A 15,076-nucleotide genomic window follows, 5' to 3' on the forward strand; every position below is an offset into this window, starting at 1 on the left:
GTATGCTGGAATTAGGAAATAAAGTTGTATATCAGATTTATCCGAAATCGTTCAAAGATTCCAATGGCGATGGTCATGGCGATATCAGAGGAATCATTCAGAAGCTGGACTATCTGAAAGGGCTCGATATCGATTATCTGTGGATCACACCGGTATTCGTTTCACCGATGAATGACAATGGTTATGATGTTGCTGATTATTACAGGATCAATCCCCGGTTCGGCACAATGAAAGACATGGATGATCTGATTGCAGGATGCAATGAGCGAAATATCGGACTTATGATGGACATGGTGTTTAATCATACTTCCACAGACCATGAGTGGTTCCGGAAGGCACTCGCCGGTGAAAAAGAATATCAGGATTACTATATTTTCAGAGACGGAACACCGGATCAGGTACCGACCAACTGGCAGTCCAAATTCGGCGGCTCTGCATGGGAGTATGTTCCGGAGCTTGGCAAATGGTATCTGCATCTTTATGATGTCAGCCAGGCAGATCTGAACTGGGAAAATCCAAAGGTGCGTGAAGAGCTGAAAAAGGTTATTCGCTTCTGGAAGGACAAAGGAGTGAAAGGATTCCGCTTCGATGTGGTAAACGTAATTTCCAAACCGGAAGTATTTGAAGATGATCTTGAGGGAGACGGAAGAAGATTTTATACAGATGGCCCGCATGTTCATGAATATCTCAAAGAACTAACGGCGAACACAGGGATTGCAGATATGATCACAGTCGGAGAAATGTCTTCCACTTCTCTGGATAACTGTGTCCGCTATTCCAACCCGGAAGAAAAAGAACTCTCCATGTGTTTCAATTTTCATCATCTCAAAGTAGATTACAAAAATGGCGATAAATGGTCGCTCATGGAGCCGGATCACATGGCACTCAAGAAACTGTTCGAAGACTGGCAGGAGGGCATGCAGGAAAACAATGGTTGGAACGCACTTTTCTGGTGTAACCATGATCAACCGCGTATTGTATCCAGATTCGGAGATGAAAAGAGATACTGGAAAGAGTCTGCCAAAATGCTTGCTGCATCTGTTCATCTGATGCGTGGAACTCCTTATATTTATCAGGGAGAAGAGATTGGAATGACGAACGCGCATTATACTGATATTTCCCAGTATCGCGATGTGGAGAGTCTGAATTATTATGAGATTCTTCTCTCAGAAGGAAAGTCCAAAGAAGAGGCGTTGGAAATCCTTGCAGCAAAGTCCAGAGACAACAGTAGAACTCCAATGCAGTGGTCCGCGGAGAAAAACGCGGGATTTTCAGAGGCAGAACCATGGATTTCTGTAATTGAAAATTACAAAGACATTAATGTAGAAAAAGAAATGCAGGATCCAGATTCCATTTACTCCTTTTATAAGAAACTGATTGAACTCCGCAAAGAGAAAGCAGTGATCTCTCAGGGAACAATTGAATTTTTGGAGAGGGACAATGCAGATGTGCTTGCATATAAAAGAAATTACAAAGAAGAGGAACTGGTCGTATTCAATAATCTGACTGGTGGAAAAATCGTGCTCCAGATGAATCTAGAGTGGAAAACTTATCATAAACTTCTGGGAAATTATGAAAGCAGCAGCCGAGATGAGAAAGACGGACGCAACGAAATTGTATTGCAGCCGTATGAGACACTTGTACTGGAAAAATAAAATATGGAGTTTGTGTAATGATGTGAGGTGTCTGATACAATAGAAAGTTAAATGACCTGATTTTCAGAAATGGAAAGAGGGTCATTTTTTGCTGTGTTTATACATAGTGTAAAATTTGATGAAATATGTATTGCAGGGTGGAGTGGAAGAGGGTATAATGATTTGTATAAGTTAAATAAAACTAACTTATACAGCGAATGAACGTTTCAGAAGGATATTGCATATATTGTAAACAGAATGGCATTTGAATCTGGCTGCCTGAATGGTAATCATCGAATGCACAATGGAGGAAGAGGATGAATTTAAATGTATTTTATGGGATTTTGATTCCGTTTATCGGAACATCAGCCGGTGCTGCCTGCGTCTTTTTTATGAAGAAAGACCTGAATCAGTGGGTACAGCGATGTCTGACCGGATTTGCAGCAGGAGTTATGGTTGCTGCATCTGTATGGAGTCTCTTGATTCCGGCACTTGAACAGTCAGAAGAAATGGGAAAGCTCTCGTTTGTCCCGGCAGCAGCTGGTTTCTGGGCGGGAGTGTTATTCCTGCTTTTACTGGATCATATTATTCCACACCTGCATCAACAAACTGATAAAGCGGAAGGTCCCAAGAGTCGTCTGCAAAAAACAACAATGCTTGTACTTGCGGTTACTCTCCATAACATTCCGGAAGGAATGGCGGTTGGTGTTGTTTATGCCGGTTATCTGACCGGAAATGCTCAGATCACACTGATGGGTGCACTGGCACTGTCACTTGGAATTGCAATCCAGAATTTCCCGGAGGGGGCGATCATTTCCATGCCTCTCCGCTCCGAAGGAATGGGAAAAACAAAGGCCTTTGTTGGGGGTGTGTTATCCGGAATCGTGGAGCCGGTCGGTGCAGTATTGACGATTCTTGCAGCCGGACTGATCGTTCCGGCACTGCCGTATCTCCTGAGTTTTGCGGCGGGAGCCATGCTTTACGTTGTTGTAGAAGAGCTGATACCGGAGATGTCTGCCGGGGAGCATTCCAATGTTGGAACGATTTTTTTTGCAGTCGGATTTACGTTGATGATGATTCTCGATGTAGCGTTGGGATAATATAAGCTAGTACAGCATTCACGAAATAACTATGTCAATCGTTTGCCTGCGTAATTGATATAGTTATTTGCGGAATACTGTACCAGGTAAAAGTGCATAAAAAAATGCTGATATAATTGTAAAATATATCTAAACTTGCTGTTGATATTTTAGAAAAAAAGGAGTAAAACATTAGATAAATAAAAAAGAGAAATGCATCGAACAGGACAGGTCACAAAAGGAAACCGGATTACAGAGAGCCGCTGATGGTGAGAAGCGGCAGAAAGTATTTTGTGATATCACCCGGGAGCATCCCACTGAATTTTGAGTAAGCTGGGACGTAGTCTTCACGTTACAGAAGAAACTGTTTACAGAGACAGTAACGAGAGATCATATTTAGTAATAGATATGGTAATACAAAGTGGTACCACGGAACATTCCGCCTTTGTTATCCAACCGGATAGCAGAGGCGTTTTTTTACTTTACAGGAAATTACTTCGTAATATTCCAATAAAGTAAAAAACGCTCTGCGAGAATGCGACTAGATGCATTTGGAATATGTCTGCTAAAGCAGACTGCATCTAGCGCGCAAAGCGTAGCAAGTCCCTTAATGATTGAGGGATTCAGGGAGTTTGGAGCGGACTTGTCCGCTTTGATCTATATACAAAATTATACCAAAAGAAAAGGGGAAAGATTATGAGTGGAATATTAATGATGGTAATAGCCATAGTAGTGCTCGGTGGAGCATATCTTCTGTATGGCCGTTATCTCCAGAACAAATGGGGAATTGACCCAAAAGCCAAAACACCGGCATATGAAATGGAAGACGGAGTAGACTATGTACCGGCAGATACCAATGTAGTATTTGGCCATCAGTTTGCATCGATCGCAGGTGCGGGCCCGATCAACGGACCTATCCAGGCAGCAATTTTTGGATGGCTTCCGGTAATGCTCTGGATTCTGATCGGTGGTGTCTTCTTTGGAGCTGTACAGGATTTTGCTTCCATGTATGCATCTGTAAAGAACAAAGGACGTACAATCGGATATATTATTGAAGAATATATTGGTAAATTAGGAAAGAAATTATTTCTTCTGTTTTGCTGGCTGTTCTGTATCCTGGTTGTTGCAGCATTCGCAGATGTTGTAGCTGGAACCTTTAACGGATTTGCGACAAGTGATGCAGGTGCTGTTACAAAAGTAGCCGCAAACGGAGCCGTTGCAACTACTTCCATGCTGTTTATTCTGGAAGCAGTCGCACTTGGATTTTTCCTTAAATATACAAAGTTTAACAAGTGGGTCAACACTGCGGTAGCAATCTTATTATTGGTAGCAGCAATCGCTCTTGGACTGAACTTTCCAATGTATGTAAGCCTTGGAACATGGCACATCATTATATTTGTATATATTCTGATTGCCAGTGTTGCCCCGGTATGGGCTTTGCTTCAGCCACGTGACTATCTGAACAGTTACCTGCTTATATTTATGATCGTCGGCGCTGTTATTGGTGTGTTTGTAGCAAATCCGTCCTGTAATCTTAAAGCATTTACAAGCTTTAATGTAGACGGACAGTATATGTTCCCGATCTTATTTGTAACAATTGCCTGTGGTGCAGTTTCCGGTTTCCATTCACTGGTTTCTTCCGGTACAGCATCCAAACAGATCAAAAATGAAAAGAACATGCTTCCGGTTTCCTTTGGTGCAATGCTTATGGAAAGTATGCTTGCAATCATCGCACTGATCGCAGTTGCATCTTTTGCAGACGGCGAGGCAGCAGCACAGGGACTGACTACTCAGCCGCAGATCTTTGCAGGAGCTATCGCAAACTTCCTTTCTGTAGTTGGTCTTCCGCATTCACTCGTATTTACACTGATCAACCTTGCGGTATCAGCTTTTGCACTGACATCCCTTGACTCAGTTGCCCGGGTAGGTCGTCTGTCATTCCAGGAATTTTTCATGGATTCTGATACAGATGAGGAAAATATGAGCCCGTTCCTGAAAGTGGTAACCAATAAATATTTTGCAACTGTCATCACACTGGTACTTGCCTACATGCTTACAAAAGTCGGATATGCGGAGATCTGGCCGCTGTTTGGTTCTGCAAACCAGCTGTTATCTGTACTTGCACTTGTTGCGTGTGCGGTATTCTTAAAGAAAACCAAACGTCAGGGCTGCATGCTCTGGATCCCGATGGTGTTCATGATGGCTGTTACCTTTACAGCACTTGGAATGACAATTACAAAACTTTCAAAAGCACTGTTCTCAACAGGCCTTGATCTTGGAAATACATTACAGCTTGTATTTGCAGTATTACTGCTGATCCTTGGTGTACTGGTAGCAATCCAGGGTGTTAAGAAACTGTTCGAAAAACAGGAAGCATAATAAAGATAAATGAAGAAGAATAAACGTAAATTATAAATCAGCGGCAGTATGAGGAAGGTTTGCAGTTTCTTTGTAAATATAGAAGATACCGCCGAAAAATCCGAGGATCAGACCTGCATAGCCACCGGAACAAAGAATAACAGTTGCTTTGACAAGTGTGGCTGTATTCTGGAGGAGCGGACAGATCAGAGTTCCGATAAAGAGTCCGATAACTGTCCAGCCAAGCACCAGAACAGGGAGAAAAACGGTTGCGGTAGAAAATTTTTTTGAATGTTTGCTGACATAGTTCCATAAAGTTTTATACATTGTAATCCCTCATTTCTTAATGAAAAATGATTGTTTTTTGATTTGTTTTCATTATAGTGAGGGATTGTAAAATACAAATGCGGAGTAATGAAAAATCTTTGTAAAATCATGAAGGAATTCACTGCATCTTGTTTTTATGATTCTTTTTCCAATAACCATTTCGAAATAGGAATTACTTCAATGTTGATTCCATCGCAGTCAATAATATTCGGAATGCTGCGGAAGAGACTGTGTTAAAAGAAATTGTGTATATTTAATCCAATACGCGCATTATTTAATGTGGACACACATAAACTAAAATGGGTATATTCTCCTTGACAAACTTTTTTGGAAAGGCTAAGCTATGTTCAGTGATCGCACTATGGAAACTTGAGAAGCTCATAGTCCGGAAGGCTCCTACGGGAGCCTTTCGTTATTTATATGGATAAATTTGTAAAGCAGATGAATGTTCTTACGATCGGGCAGTTATCAAAAATATATGCCAGTCAGAAGGGACGCATACAGATTAAAGTCTGTCAGGACTTTGGACCTCTGAAGGTAAATGAACTGGGAACGGATTAGGAGAATCAAAAAATACACGAAGTCAGAAATATATCGAATTATTTGAAGGACTGCTGTTCAGTAGAGATATCAATTCTACGAGCAACAGTCCTTTAGATTATGTCATTTTTGCAAAAATGACAATTCTATATCATGAGAGGCACGAGACATTGAGATGCAATGCCTGCGTATTATGATAGATAAGATATATTTGAAAATAAATATAATCTGTAGTGAACTTTTTAACGGATATTATGGTTATATAAATGTAGGATATTTTATGATTGGAGAAAACGCTATGAAAGACAGTGAATTAATTCAGAAAATACATAGCGGAAATAAAGAGGCCGTTGGTATTGTTGTCGAAAGATATTATGAAGATATTTACCGTTTTTGTCTGTATATGATTCAAATGGAGGACGATGCTTATGATATTGCCCAAGAAACATTTTTGAGGTTTATGAAATATGGAACCTCGTATAAGCATAAAAATCTCAAAGGATACCTTTTGATGATTGCAAGAAATATATGTTTTGACTATTTCCGGAATAAAAAAGAAAAAGCTATCGCAGTCGAGTATGAAAAAATTATTGACATACCAAACATGCAAGATCAGCTGGGCGACACAGAAGATGTTATTTATTTAAGAAATTTATTAGAAAATCTTTCACAGAATATTAAAGAAGTTATTATTCTGCGTATTTATGAGGAAATGAGATTTAAAGATATTGCAAAGATTATGGGATGCAGTGTTTCTACAACAAAATCCCGTTTTCGATTAGGAGTAAAACAATTGAAAAAATTAGTGGAGAATGATTATGAAAAGTAATGAAATAAAGAATCTTTTTGCAAAAGCAGATGAACAACTTTGTATAGATGAAGTAAAGAAAAAAGAGACATATGATGCAATGCTTGATGAACTGGAGAAGAGAAGACGACCAGTAATGTCTGTGAAAAATATTTTGCGCTATCAATTCTGGTATATAGATAAATTATTTTTTATTCTTTACGGGGTTTTTATCTGCTTTGGAATGATTGCACTTGGTATATTACAACATATAGGAATGGAGCAAACGGAGATGATCTCAGTATGTATGGTTTGGGCTGGGATTTTGAGCATAATTTCAATCAGTGCAATTGATAAAATGTTTTTCGGGAAAATAGGTGAATTGGGAAAAAGCTGTTATTTTGGCACTAAACAATGTGTTGCGGTATGGTTGTTATTGTCAGGACTGATAAATATAGCGGTATTGTTTTTGATGGCTGGTTATTTGAATTATCATTGGAAAGTCGAACTATTACAGGTGGGGGTGTATATTTTAACTCCGTACTTGATAGCTGACATAATTTTTTTAGGAATTTTATCGACAGAAACAAAGGGCGCGAAAACAGCTTTATTTGGCATGGGTGCAATTTTTGTATCGGTCAGCTATGTGGTGGTTGGACAGGCTCCGGGAATCCTTCAGGCAACGTCTTTGAGCTGGTGGATAGCAGTGTTTCTTGTAGCTGGCTTTTTATTGATTATGCAGGTAAAAAGGCTGTTCAGTAAAATAGAAAGTGGAGAAGTTTTATGCACAAATTAAAATTGACGGATGTACAGAAAAAATATAAGGACAAAGAAGCGGTCAGAAAATTTAATTATACATTTACAAACGGTGTATATGGACTATTAGGAGAGAATGGAGCAGGAAAAACAACATTAATGCGGTTGATTTGCGGAGTTTTAAAGCCTACAGGGGGAAAAATTTATTGCGATGATATTGAAATCTCTTATATGGGAGCAGAATATCGTGGGTTATTAGGTTATTTACCGCAGGATTTTGGATATTATGGTGGATTTACGGCAGAACGCTTCCTTAGATATATGGCTGCTTTGAAAGCCTTGCCAGCAGAGTATGCGGATAGCCGAATTGATGAACTTTTAGATGCTGTAGAACTGAAAAATATGAAAAAGAAAAAACTAAAGACTTTTTCAGGTGGAATGTTAAGGAGAATAGGGATTGCACAGGCTCTTTTGAATGATCCTGAAATTTTGATATTAGATGAACCAACAGCAGGACTTGATCCGAAGGAAAGGGTACGTTTTCGTAACGTGATTAGTTCTCTTGGGGAAAAAAGAATGGTATTATTGTCCACACATATAGTATCTGACATAGATTATATTGCGGATCGAATTTTGATTATGAAAAATGGCGAACTGCTTCTGGAAGGAACGGAAAAAGGAATTATGGAAAAAATCAAAGATTACGTTTGGAAATGTATTGTTTCCCAAGAAGAAGCAGAACAAATAGAGAATAATTATATTGTAAGTAATATGAGAAACTATGGGAAAAATGTAGAATTAAGAATTGTTTCGCAAAAGATTCCGACAAAAGATGCAGAGAATGTGGAAGGTACACTTGAAGATGCATATCTTTATCTTTCGCAAATAAAGGGAGGCGAAAGAATTGCGACTTTATAGAATGGAACTTTATAAGATTTTTCATAACAAGATTTTTAAAATTGGAATGTTAGCTATGGCAGGGTTACTGTTATTATATTTTGGACTTGTTGAAGTGGGTGGAGAGATTGCAACCATAGATGGAAAGTATTTGTTGAAATGCTTCAGTTTGGACTGATTCTTGGGAGTATAATGATTATTTGTGTTATATCGACTATTTTTGCTGAGGAAAGCCAAACCAAAATGCTGTCATTGATTTTTAGTACGAAAGAAGGGAGAAGAAAGGATATTACCGCAAAAGTACTAGCTTCTTTTACATTTACATGTTTTATATTTTTATGTATTGTACTGAGTAATTTGATATTATGTTGGATGGTATATGGTTTGGAAGGAGCTGAGAATATATCAGCACTGGTACTTTCTGATTGCAGGATGCAGCCAATATTATTTTTTAAGTATTTAATAGTTTTGATTAGTTTGAATTTTCAGGCTGTATTATCATTAAATGCAATTACTATGTGCGTTTCAGCATACCAAGAGAGCTCGTTTGGTGCAGTGATTGTCGCTGGCGTGTGTTGGGGCATGCCTGTTTTAATAAGAGTATTTTTTGGAGGATTTTTGGCGGTTATCGTAAATGCTATGCCAGTATTTCTGATTATGACGGGGACAGTAAATGATATCTATTATAATTACATGAGTGAGATTATATGGGGAATAAACCTCTTAGTTGTGGCAGGATGTCTAGTGAAGGGAATAATAACTTATAAAGAAAAGCAACTGGCATAAAATAGAATAAACAGATATCTGAAAAGAGAGTATTTATGCCGGATCAGAAAATAGATAATCTTCTTAATCTTGCTATGGATGCCACACCGCAGGAACGGGCGAAATCAGAAAATCTGAATGTGGGATACGATTCCGCAACAAAGCTGTGGGATGTGATCGTGAAATACAGTGGGCCGGAAAACGGACTTGGCGGTGATGGAATTCGGGTAGTTCCGTTATTGGGCGGGTATGCGGTGGTGACTTTACCGGAAGCTGAGCTTGATGTATACTCTGCCAGAGAGCAGGTGGAGTTTATCGAAAAGCCAAAGCGTCTGTATTTTGAGACGTTTGAGGCGAGAGAGGCGAGCTGTATTCTGCCGGTGCAGAGTGGAGCTGATGGATTGACTGGCGAGGGCGTACTGGTCGGCGTTGTTGATTCTGGGGTAGACTATTTTCACCCGGATTTCAGGAACGAGGACGGCAGCAGTCGGATTCTGCGATTGTGGGATCAGAGTGTGAATGGAAATCCACCGGAAGGTTATGTGACAGGAACAGAATATACGAAAGAAGAAATAGATAAGGCGCTTGCACTTGGAGAAACCGAGGGCAGGCGTCTTATTCCGTCCAGGGATTTGAGCGGGCACGGGACTGCGGTTCTTGGAATTGCAGTGGGAAATGGGCGGGCATCGGGTGGAGTGAACCGTGGTGTTGCGTATAAAAGTGATCTGCTTGTTGTAAAGATGGGAAATGCACGGGAAAATTCTTTTCCGAGAACAACGGAATTGATGGAAGGGATTGACTATCTGGTACGGCAGGCAGTGAAGATGGGAAAGCCCATTGCTATAAACCTCAGTTTTGGTAATAATTATGGTTCACATCAGGGTGATTCGCTGTTGGAAACATATCTTAGCAATGTGGCGAATGTAGGACGGTCTGTCATCTGCGCCGGAAGTGGGAATAATGGAAATGACCGGATCCATACGGCAGGGCAGCTTCGGCAGGGACAGACAGAAAATGTGGAAATGAGTATTGGATCTTATGAGACAACTTTGAATCTGCAGTTATGGAAAGCCTATGCAGATGAAATCGAGATTTCCATAGAAATGCCATCCGGTGAAAGACTGCCGGCACTTTCGGAAAAAATCGGCACACAGAGATATCGTGCCGGGGAGACGGAGCTTCTGATTTATTATGGAAAGCCGGGGCCGTTTCAGGTGACACAGGAGATTTATTTTGAATTTATTCCTGTGGGAACATATCTTACCAGTGGAATCTGGAAGATTCATTTGCAGGGAAAACGAATCCGGGAAGGTAACTATAACCTGTGGCTTCCTGGGGGAAATGTCCTGAATCCAGTGACCGGATTTTACCGTCCGGTCGCTGCAGAAACACTCACAATCCCATCCACAGCGGCGAAAGTGATCACGGTGGGAGCCTACGATTCCAGACTGAATGCTTATGCCGATTTTTCTGGTCGCGGCGGAGAAAGACTTTCCTATCAAAAACCAGATCTTGTGGCTCCAGGAGTGAATATCACCGCACCGGTTCCGGGCGGCAGATATGCTGACGTAACCGGAACATCCTTTGCCACACCGTTCGTGACCGGGTCGGCAGCACTTATGATGGAGTGGGGAATTGTGAGGAGAAATGATCCATTTCTATGGGGAGAGAAGGTAAAGGCATATTTAAGACGCGGAGCACAGCCCCTGCCCGGGTTTGAGAAGTATCCGAATGAAAGTGTGGGGTGGGGACGCTTATGTATGCAATCAAGTTTGCCAAAATGAAAAAGATATAACTTATGAAATTGAATACTCGGTGAGAAAAGGAAAAAACGCAAAACATGAGTAAATATAAGGGATGAGGGGCCTATTTTGAAAATCAAACGTGTCGTTGAATAGCGCAAAAGACTCTGATAAAATATAATTATGTTAGCGCTGATAAATACTGATAAACAGAGGGAAGAGTATGAATTATAAAAAGGCATACAGGTGTAAAGTGGACTTGAAAATGTTAAGGGAAGAAATGAATTTATCCAAGGAGTTTGTTGCCAATGAGATTGGATATTCTGTTAGAAATTTAGAGCGAATTGAAAAAAATAATGCGGTTGCTAGTGAAGAAGCAGCACATAGAATATGCACACTTTATAAATTAAAATATGAGGAAACTTTTGCCATATATGATGACAGAGATCATATGGAAAGGGTTTTTAAAAATATAAGAAAAATTCCTAAAAATCAGATAAGACAAAATGAAACATATTACCTGTTATATGTAAATTATCAGGGGTTCTTTAGAGATTGTGTACTTGGTAAAGTGGGATGGATAGAAAATTGTGGTAAGAATATGGAACGGCGAAAACTTCGTAATGTCAATCCAGAAGGTGTTGTAAAACTAAATCCGGGAATTATTATTTTGAATGAGGAAGATGAATGGATGAATTGGTATTGCAATTTAATTGTAGGAAAATGGAATAAAGTGATGATTTCTGAAAGTTGCCTGATGAGGTGCATGAGGTCATGTCTGGATGAGGTGGTGGTAAGTAGTGACGAGCTGTTGAGATTCGATGGATTTTATGATATGGCTTTTCTCGGTGTGAAGAAACGGTCGAAACGTAAATCTAAAAATAAAAGGGGATAAAATATAAGCCATATGGTATTTAAGTTGCGTTAAGTTTCACTTATAGAAGTGAATAAAAGAAATTTAATAGAATAATATGAAAAAGCATTGAAATCTGTTGGATTATTGGCTTTATAGTGCTTTTTCTTTTACTAAAGAGAAAAAATAGAACGAATTTATAGCAATCCAATAAATTATTACACATAATTACACGAACGAAACCACCCTATGCAGTCCTTTGGACGAATTGTTAAAAATCCTTTTGAAATAGCTGATGGTAATTCCGATGCAATCCGTATCTTTTCTTTCCTTAAAAATGCTTTGAGTTTTGACCACATCTTTTCAATCGGATTCAGATCCGGACTATACGGGGGTAAATACAGATAGGTTACTTTTGAACTGTCCAGTAGCTGTTTCACCGCTTTTGCATGATGGGAACGCATATTATCCATGGAAGAAAAAGAACGCAGGAAATATTTGACGTGGGCAGAAAATATCATTTATAAAAGAGCTGATGCAATTGTATCAGGACAGCATAGAAGCCATTATGGCGAAGTTGCAGTACTTCTGGCAATCGTCGGAGAAATCAAAGAAGATATGGGACTGCAGAGAGCTGGAAGAGACATTTATGAACAGTATAAGAAAAAATTCCCAAGACATTCTTCTTTCCAGAGCCAAATGAAAGACTACTTCAATATAACGAAATGAACAAATCATTTTTGGATGAATGGAGAAAAAGGAAAATGAAATACGATTTTATATCAATCATAGACAGGCACAATATGGACGCCATTGCAGTGGATGGTGTGGGAAATGGGAGAAGGCGTCCTGCAAAACCGAAAGAGGGATTTGACATCATTCCAATGTGGGTGGCAGACATGAATTTTCCGACAGTACCGACAATTCCGGAGGCGATCATTGAACGTGCAAAACATCCCGCATATGGATATTTTGCGCCGCGAGAAGAATATTTTCAATCGATCATTGACTGGCAGACAAAGCGAAATGGTGTTTCAGGACTGAAAAAAGAACATATTGGTTATGAGAATGGTGTACTGGGATGTGTAGTTTCAGCTTTGACAGCTTTCGCAGCACCAGGAGATGCTGTGCTGCTTCATAGTCCAACTTATATTGGCTTCACTGGCAGTATTGGAAACAACGGATTTAAGATGGTTCACAGTCCGTTAAAGAAAGATGAAAATGGAGTCTGGAGAATGGATTTCGAAGACATGGATGCAAAGATCAAAGAAAACAACATTCATGTAGCAGTATTTTGCAGCCCACATAATCCGTGTGGACGAGTATGGGAGAAGTGGGAAATTGAGAAAGCAATGGAAGTTTACAAGGCAAATGATTGCGTTGTGATTTCTGACGAGATCTGGTCAGATCTGACTCTTGAGGATTATAAACATATACCGACTCAGTCCGTAAGCGAAGATGCCAGAAACAGAACGATTGCAGTTTATGCGCCAAGCAAGACATTCAATCTGGCAGGTCTGGTTGGCAGCTATCACATTATTTATAATAAATATCTCCGCGACAGAGTTGTAGCAAAGAGTAGTAAACCACATTATAATGAGATGAATGTTCTGTCCATGTATGCCCTTATCGGAGCATATAAACCAGAAGGCTATGAATGGGTAGATGAACTTCGCCAGGTATTAACAGGAAATGTGGATTTTGCCTGCAATTATATCAAAAAACATTTCAAAGGTGTAGAGGTCTGCAGACCTCAGGGAACTTACATGTTATTTCTGGATTGTACGAAATGGTGTGAAGAGCATAGCAAGAGTATTGCAAAAGTGCTGAAAGCAGGATGGGATGTAGGCGTTGCATGGCAGGACGGAAGAATGTTTCTGCATCCTTGTGCAATCCGCATGAACCTGGCATTGCCGCTTAGCAGAGTGCAGGAAGCATTTGACAGACTGGATAAGTATGTATTCAATGCAGACAAATAAAAATACAAAAGGAAGGAAAACAGATCCATGGTAAAACAGATTGTAAGAGATGTATTTTTTCTCAGCCAGAAGTCAGAGCCGGCGACGAAGGAAGATTTACAGATTGGGAGAGATCTCCAGGATACGCTGCAGGCGAATCGTGAGAGATGTGTCGGTATGGCGGCCAATATGATTGGCGTAAAGAAAAACATCATTATTGTAAATATGGGAATGATTGATGTTGTCATGTTCAATCCGGCCATTGTTTCAAAAAGAGGAAGCTACGAGACAGAAGAAGGATGCCTGTCTCTCGACGGAGTACGAAAAACAACCAGATATCAGGACATAGAAGTCGAATACTACGATTTTAACTGGAAAAAACAACGGCAGAAATTATCTGGCTGGACGGCTCAGATCGCACAGCATGAGATCGACCATTTATCCGGCAAGATCATATAGTCATTGTACATTTTAGTTCATTCACGGTTACACCAGGTATCACAGCCACAGGGAAACAGCGCGTTGCTTTTCCGAGCGATTCTTTTCTGTTATGATATCGATAACGGAGGTGGAGGCGATGGAAACAAAAAATATTATTTTAGAGCTTCGCACGAAAAAGGGATTGTCCCAGGACGAACTGGCGAAGAAAGTTATGGTTACAAGGCAGGCGGTATCACGCTGGGAAAATGGAGAGACAGTTCCCAACACAGAGACATTAAAAATTTTATCAAAAGAATTTGATGTTTCGATCAATACACTTTTGGGCGCACCGAGAAAGCAGATCTGTCAGTGTTGCGGAATGCCGCTCGAAGATGATGCGCTCATAAGTCATAACAGCGATGGCAGCCTGAACGAAGAATACTGCAAATGGTGTTATGCCGATGGAACGTACACGTACAGTGATATGGATGATCTGATCGATGTCTGCGTCACACATATGGTAAATGAACATTTTACAGAAGAACAGGCGCGGGCGTACATGAAGGATCTGCTTCCGAAACTGGATTACTGGAAAAGATATGAAGAACTCAGTGACAATGGGCAATTTGAAGCTTTCAAGAAACAACTGATGCAGGAAATCAATGATCTTCATATAGAAGGGCTGCCGGAAGTTAAGAAATTAAATGCACTTGTCGGAAAATATGTGAATCTTGAGTATCCATTGCCAAATGGTCAGAAAGTGAAATTTCTGAACGACCAGACAACTTACCTGGGAAATCAGCTGGAATCTGAATTTGGTGGTGACCGGTGTTTTGGAGTCCTTGCAGGTATGGATTTTATCATGATCAGTACGTATGAGACAGAAGGTGCGAATCCAGAACTGGTTCTCTATAAAAAAAGATAAATATGTGTTATGCTGAAAAGAGTCAGAAATGGCTC

Annotated in this window: 16 protein-coding genes and 1 other annotated feature; of the genes, 14 read left to right on the forward strand and 2 right to left on the reverse strand. The window is 40.1% G+C overall.

Features of this window, described 5'->3' with window-relative positions:
* The first annotated feature begins 2 nt into the window (after positions 1 to 2).
* The 3 genes from treC to KQI91_RS03375 all read left to right on the forward strand — a co-directional run bounded on the left by treC (position 3) and on the right by KQI91_RS03375 (position 5,092).
* Positions 3 to 1,655: an alpha,alpha-phosphotrehalase gene (gene treC / locus KQI91_RS03365; protein ID WP_216391470.1), complete on the forward strand. Its 1,653-nt coding sequence runs from the start codon at positions 3 to 5 to the stop codon at positions 1,653 to 1,655.
* 296 nt (positions 1,656 to 1,951) lie between these two features.
* Positions 1,952 to 2,734, forward strand: a complete 783-nt coding sequence (locus KQI91_RS03370) for a ZIP family metal transporter (protein ID WP_216391471.1) — start codon at positions 1,952 to 1,954, stop codon at positions 2,732 to 2,734.
* 188 nt (positions 2,735 to 2,922) lie between these two features.
* Positions 2,923 to 3,163: a binding site (T-box leader), on the forward strand.
* A 246-nt stretch (positions 3,164 to 3,409) separates the two neighbouring features.
* Positions 3,410 to 5,092, forward strand: a complete 1,683-nt coding sequence (locus tag KQI91_RS03375) for a carbon starvation CstA family protein (RefSeq protein WP_216391472.1) — start codon at positions 3,410 to 3,412, stop codon at positions 5,090 to 5,092.
* Between the two features lie 30 nt (positions 5,093 to 5,122).
* Here KQI91_RS03375 and KQI91_RS03380 read toward each other — a convergent pair whose 3' ends face one another.
* Positions 5,123 to 5,398: a hypothetical protein gene (locus KQI91_RS03380; RefSeq protein WP_216391473.1), complete on the reverse strand. Its 276-nt coding sequence runs from the start codon at positions 5,396 to 5,398 to the stop codon at positions 5,123 to 5,125.
* 420 nt (positions 5,399 to 5,818) lie between these two features.
* On the opposite strand from KQI91_RS03380, the gene KQI91_RS03385 reads away from it, so the two are divergent.
* The 7 genes from KQI91_RS03385 (at position 5,819) to KQI91_RS03415 (ending at position 11,780) form a co-directional block, all read left to right on the forward strand.
* Positions 5,819 to 5,959 (forward strand): Abi family protein, encoded by a 141-nt coding sequence (locus tag KQI91_RS03385; protein ID WP_216391474.1) that lies wholly within the window; start codon positions 5,819 to 5,821, stop codon positions 5,957 to 5,959.
* Between the two features lie 277 nt (positions 5,960 to 6,236).
* Positions 6,237 to 6,767, forward strand: coding sequence for an RNA polymerase sigma factor (locus KQI91_RS03390; protein WP_216391475.1), 531 nt, complete (start codon positions 6,237 to 6,239; stop codon positions 6,765 to 6,767).
* Complete coding sequence (locus KQI91_RS03395; protein WP_253288343.1) at positions 6,757 to 7,521, forward strand: hypothetical protein; 765 nt, start codon at positions 6,757 to 6,759, stop codon at positions 7,519 to 7,521. The genes KQI91_RS03390 and KQI91_RS03395 overlap by 11 nt, the downstream gene beginning before the upstream one ends.
* Positions 7,509 to 8,399: an ABC transporter ATP-binding protein gene (locus KQI91_RS03400; protein WP_216391477.1), complete on the forward strand. Its 891-nt coding sequence runs from the start codon at positions 7,509 to 7,511 to the stop codon at positions 8,397 to 8,399. The genes KQI91_RS03395 and KQI91_RS03400 overlap by 13 nt, the downstream gene beginning before the upstream one ends.
* 138 nt (positions 8,400 to 8,537) lie before the next feature.
* Positions 8,538 to 9,164 (forward strand): hypothetical protein, encoded by a 627-nt coding sequence (locus tag KQI91_RS03405; protein ID WP_253288344.1) that lies wholly within the window; start codon positions 8,538 to 8,540, stop codon positions 9,162 to 9,164.
* Between the two features lie 35 nt (positions 9,165 to 9,199).
* Positions 9,200 to 10,927, forward strand: a complete 1,728-nt coding sequence (locus KQI91_RS03410) for a S8 family peptidase (protein WP_216391478.1) — start codon at positions 9,200 to 9,202, stop codon at positions 10,925 to 10,927.
* A 181-nt stretch (positions 10,928 to 11,108) separates the two neighbouring features.
* Positions 11,109 to 11,780, forward strand: a complete 672-nt coding sequence (locus KQI91_RS03415) for a helix-turn-helix transcriptional regulator (protein ID WP_216391479.1) — start codon at positions 11,109 to 11,111, stop codon at positions 11,778 to 11,780.
* 176 nt (positions 11,781 to 11,956) lie between these two features.
* On the opposite strand, the gene KQI91_RS16450 is transcribed toward KQI91_RS03415, so the two are convergent.
* On the reverse strand, positions 11,957 to 12,259 hold the full coding sequence (locus KQI91_RS16450) for a transposase (RefSeq protein WP_442860594.1): 303 nt from the start codon (positions 12,257 to 12,259) through the stop codon (positions 11,957 to 11,959).
* On the opposite strand from KQI91_RS16450, the gene KQI91_RS03425 reads away from it, so the two are divergent.
* The 4 genes from KQI91_RS03425 (at position 12,210) to KQI91_RS03440 (ending at position 15,041) form a co-directional block, all read left to right on the forward strand.
* Positions 12,210 to 12,467: a hypothetical protein gene (locus KQI91_RS03425; protein ID WP_216391481.1), complete on the forward strand. Its 258-nt coding sequence runs from the start codon at positions 12,210 to 12,212 to the stop codon at positions 12,465 to 12,467. The genes KQI91_RS16450 and KQI91_RS03425 overlap by 50 nt on opposite strands.
* A gap of 35 nt (positions 12,468 to 12,502) precedes the next feature.
* Positions 12,503 to 13,717, forward strand: coding sequence for a MalY/PatB family protein (locus tag KQI91_RS03430; RefSeq protein ID WP_216391482.1), 1,215 nt, complete (start codon positions 12,503 to 12,505; stop codon positions 13,715 to 13,717).
* Between the two features lie 27 nt (positions 13,718 to 13,744).
* Positions 13,745 to 14,155: a peptide deformylase gene (locus tag KQI91_RS03435; protein WP_216391483.1), complete on the forward strand. Its 411-nt coding sequence runs from the start codon at positions 13,745 to 13,747 to the stop codon at positions 14,153 to 14,155.
* Positions 14,156 to 14,273: 118 nt separating this feature from the next.
* The gene (locus KQI91_RS03440) at positions 14,274 to 15,041 is read left to right on the forward strand and encodes a zinc ribbon domain-containing protein (protein WP_216391484.1); all 768 of its coding nucleotides are present in this window, start codon (positions 14,274 to 14,276) and stop codon (positions 15,039 to 15,041) included.
* Positions 15,042 to 15,076 lie beyond the last annotated feature (35 nt).

Source organism: Blautia sp. MSJ-19, from assembly GCF_018918125.1.
In the GTDB taxonomy this organism is placed as follows: Bacteria; Bacillota; Clostridia; order Lachnospirales; family Lachnospiraceae; genus Blautia_A.

Coding starts and splice junctions, on each gene's coding strand:
- treC (WP_216391470.1), top strand. CDS start 3: ATGCTGGAATTAGGAAATAAAGTTGTATATCAGATTTATCCGAAATCG.
- KQI91_RS03370 (WP_216391471.1), top strand. CDS start 1,952: ATGAATTTAAATGTATTTTATGGGATTTTGATTCCGTTTATCGGAACA.
- KQI91_RS03375 (WP_216391472.1), top strand. CDS start 3,410: ATGAGTGGAATATTAATGATGGTAATAGCCATAGTAGTGCTCGGTGGA.
- KQI91_RS03380 (WP_216391473.1), bottom strand. CDS start 5,398: ATGTATAAAACTTTATGGAACTATGTCAGCAAACATTCAAAAAAATTT.
- KQI91_RS03385 (WP_216391474.1), top strand. CDS start 5,819: ATGGATAAATTTGTAAAGCAGATGAATGTTCTTACGATCGGGCAGTTA.
- KQI91_RS03390 (WP_216391475.1), top strand. CDS start 6,237: ATGAAAGACAGTGAATTAATTCAGAAAATACATAGCGGAAATAAAGAG.
- KQI91_RS03395 (WP_253288343.1), top strand. CDS start 6,757: ATGAAAAGTAATGAAATAAAGAATCTTTTTGCAAAAGCAGATGAACAA.
- KQI91_RS03400 (WP_216391477.1), top strand. CDS start 7,509: ATGCACAAATTAAAATTGACGGATGTACAGAAAAAATATAAGGACAAA.
- KQI91_RS03405 (WP_253288344.1), top strand. CDS start 8,538: ATGCTTCAGTTTGGACTGATTCTTGGGAGTATAATGATTATTTGTGTT.
- KQI91_RS03410 (WP_216391478.1), top strand. CDS start 9,200: ATGCCGGATCAGAAAATAGATAATCTTCTTAATCTTGCTATGGATGCC.
- KQI91_RS03415 (WP_216391479.1), top strand. CDS start 11,109: ATGAATTATAAAAAGGCATACAGGTGTAAAGTGGACTTGAAAATGTTA.
- KQI91_RS03425 (WP_216391481.1), top strand. CDS start 12,210: ATGGAAGAAAAAGAACGCAGGAAATATTTGACGTGGGCAGAAAATATC.
- KQI91_RS16450 (WP_442860594.1), bottom strand. CDS start 12,259: ATGATATTTTCTGCCCACGTCAAATATTTCCTGCGTTCTTTTTCTTCC.
- KQI91_RS03430 (WP_216391482.1), top strand. CDS start 12,503: ATGAAATACGATTTTATATCAATCATAGACAGGCACAATATGGACGCC.
- KQI91_RS03435 (WP_216391483.1), top strand. CDS start 13,745: ATGGTAAAACAGATTGTAAGAGATGTATTTTTTCTCAGCCAGAAGTCA.
- KQI91_RS03440 (WP_216391484.1), top strand. CDS start 14,274: ATGGAAACAAAAAATATTATTTTAGAGCTTCGCACGAAAAAGGGATTG.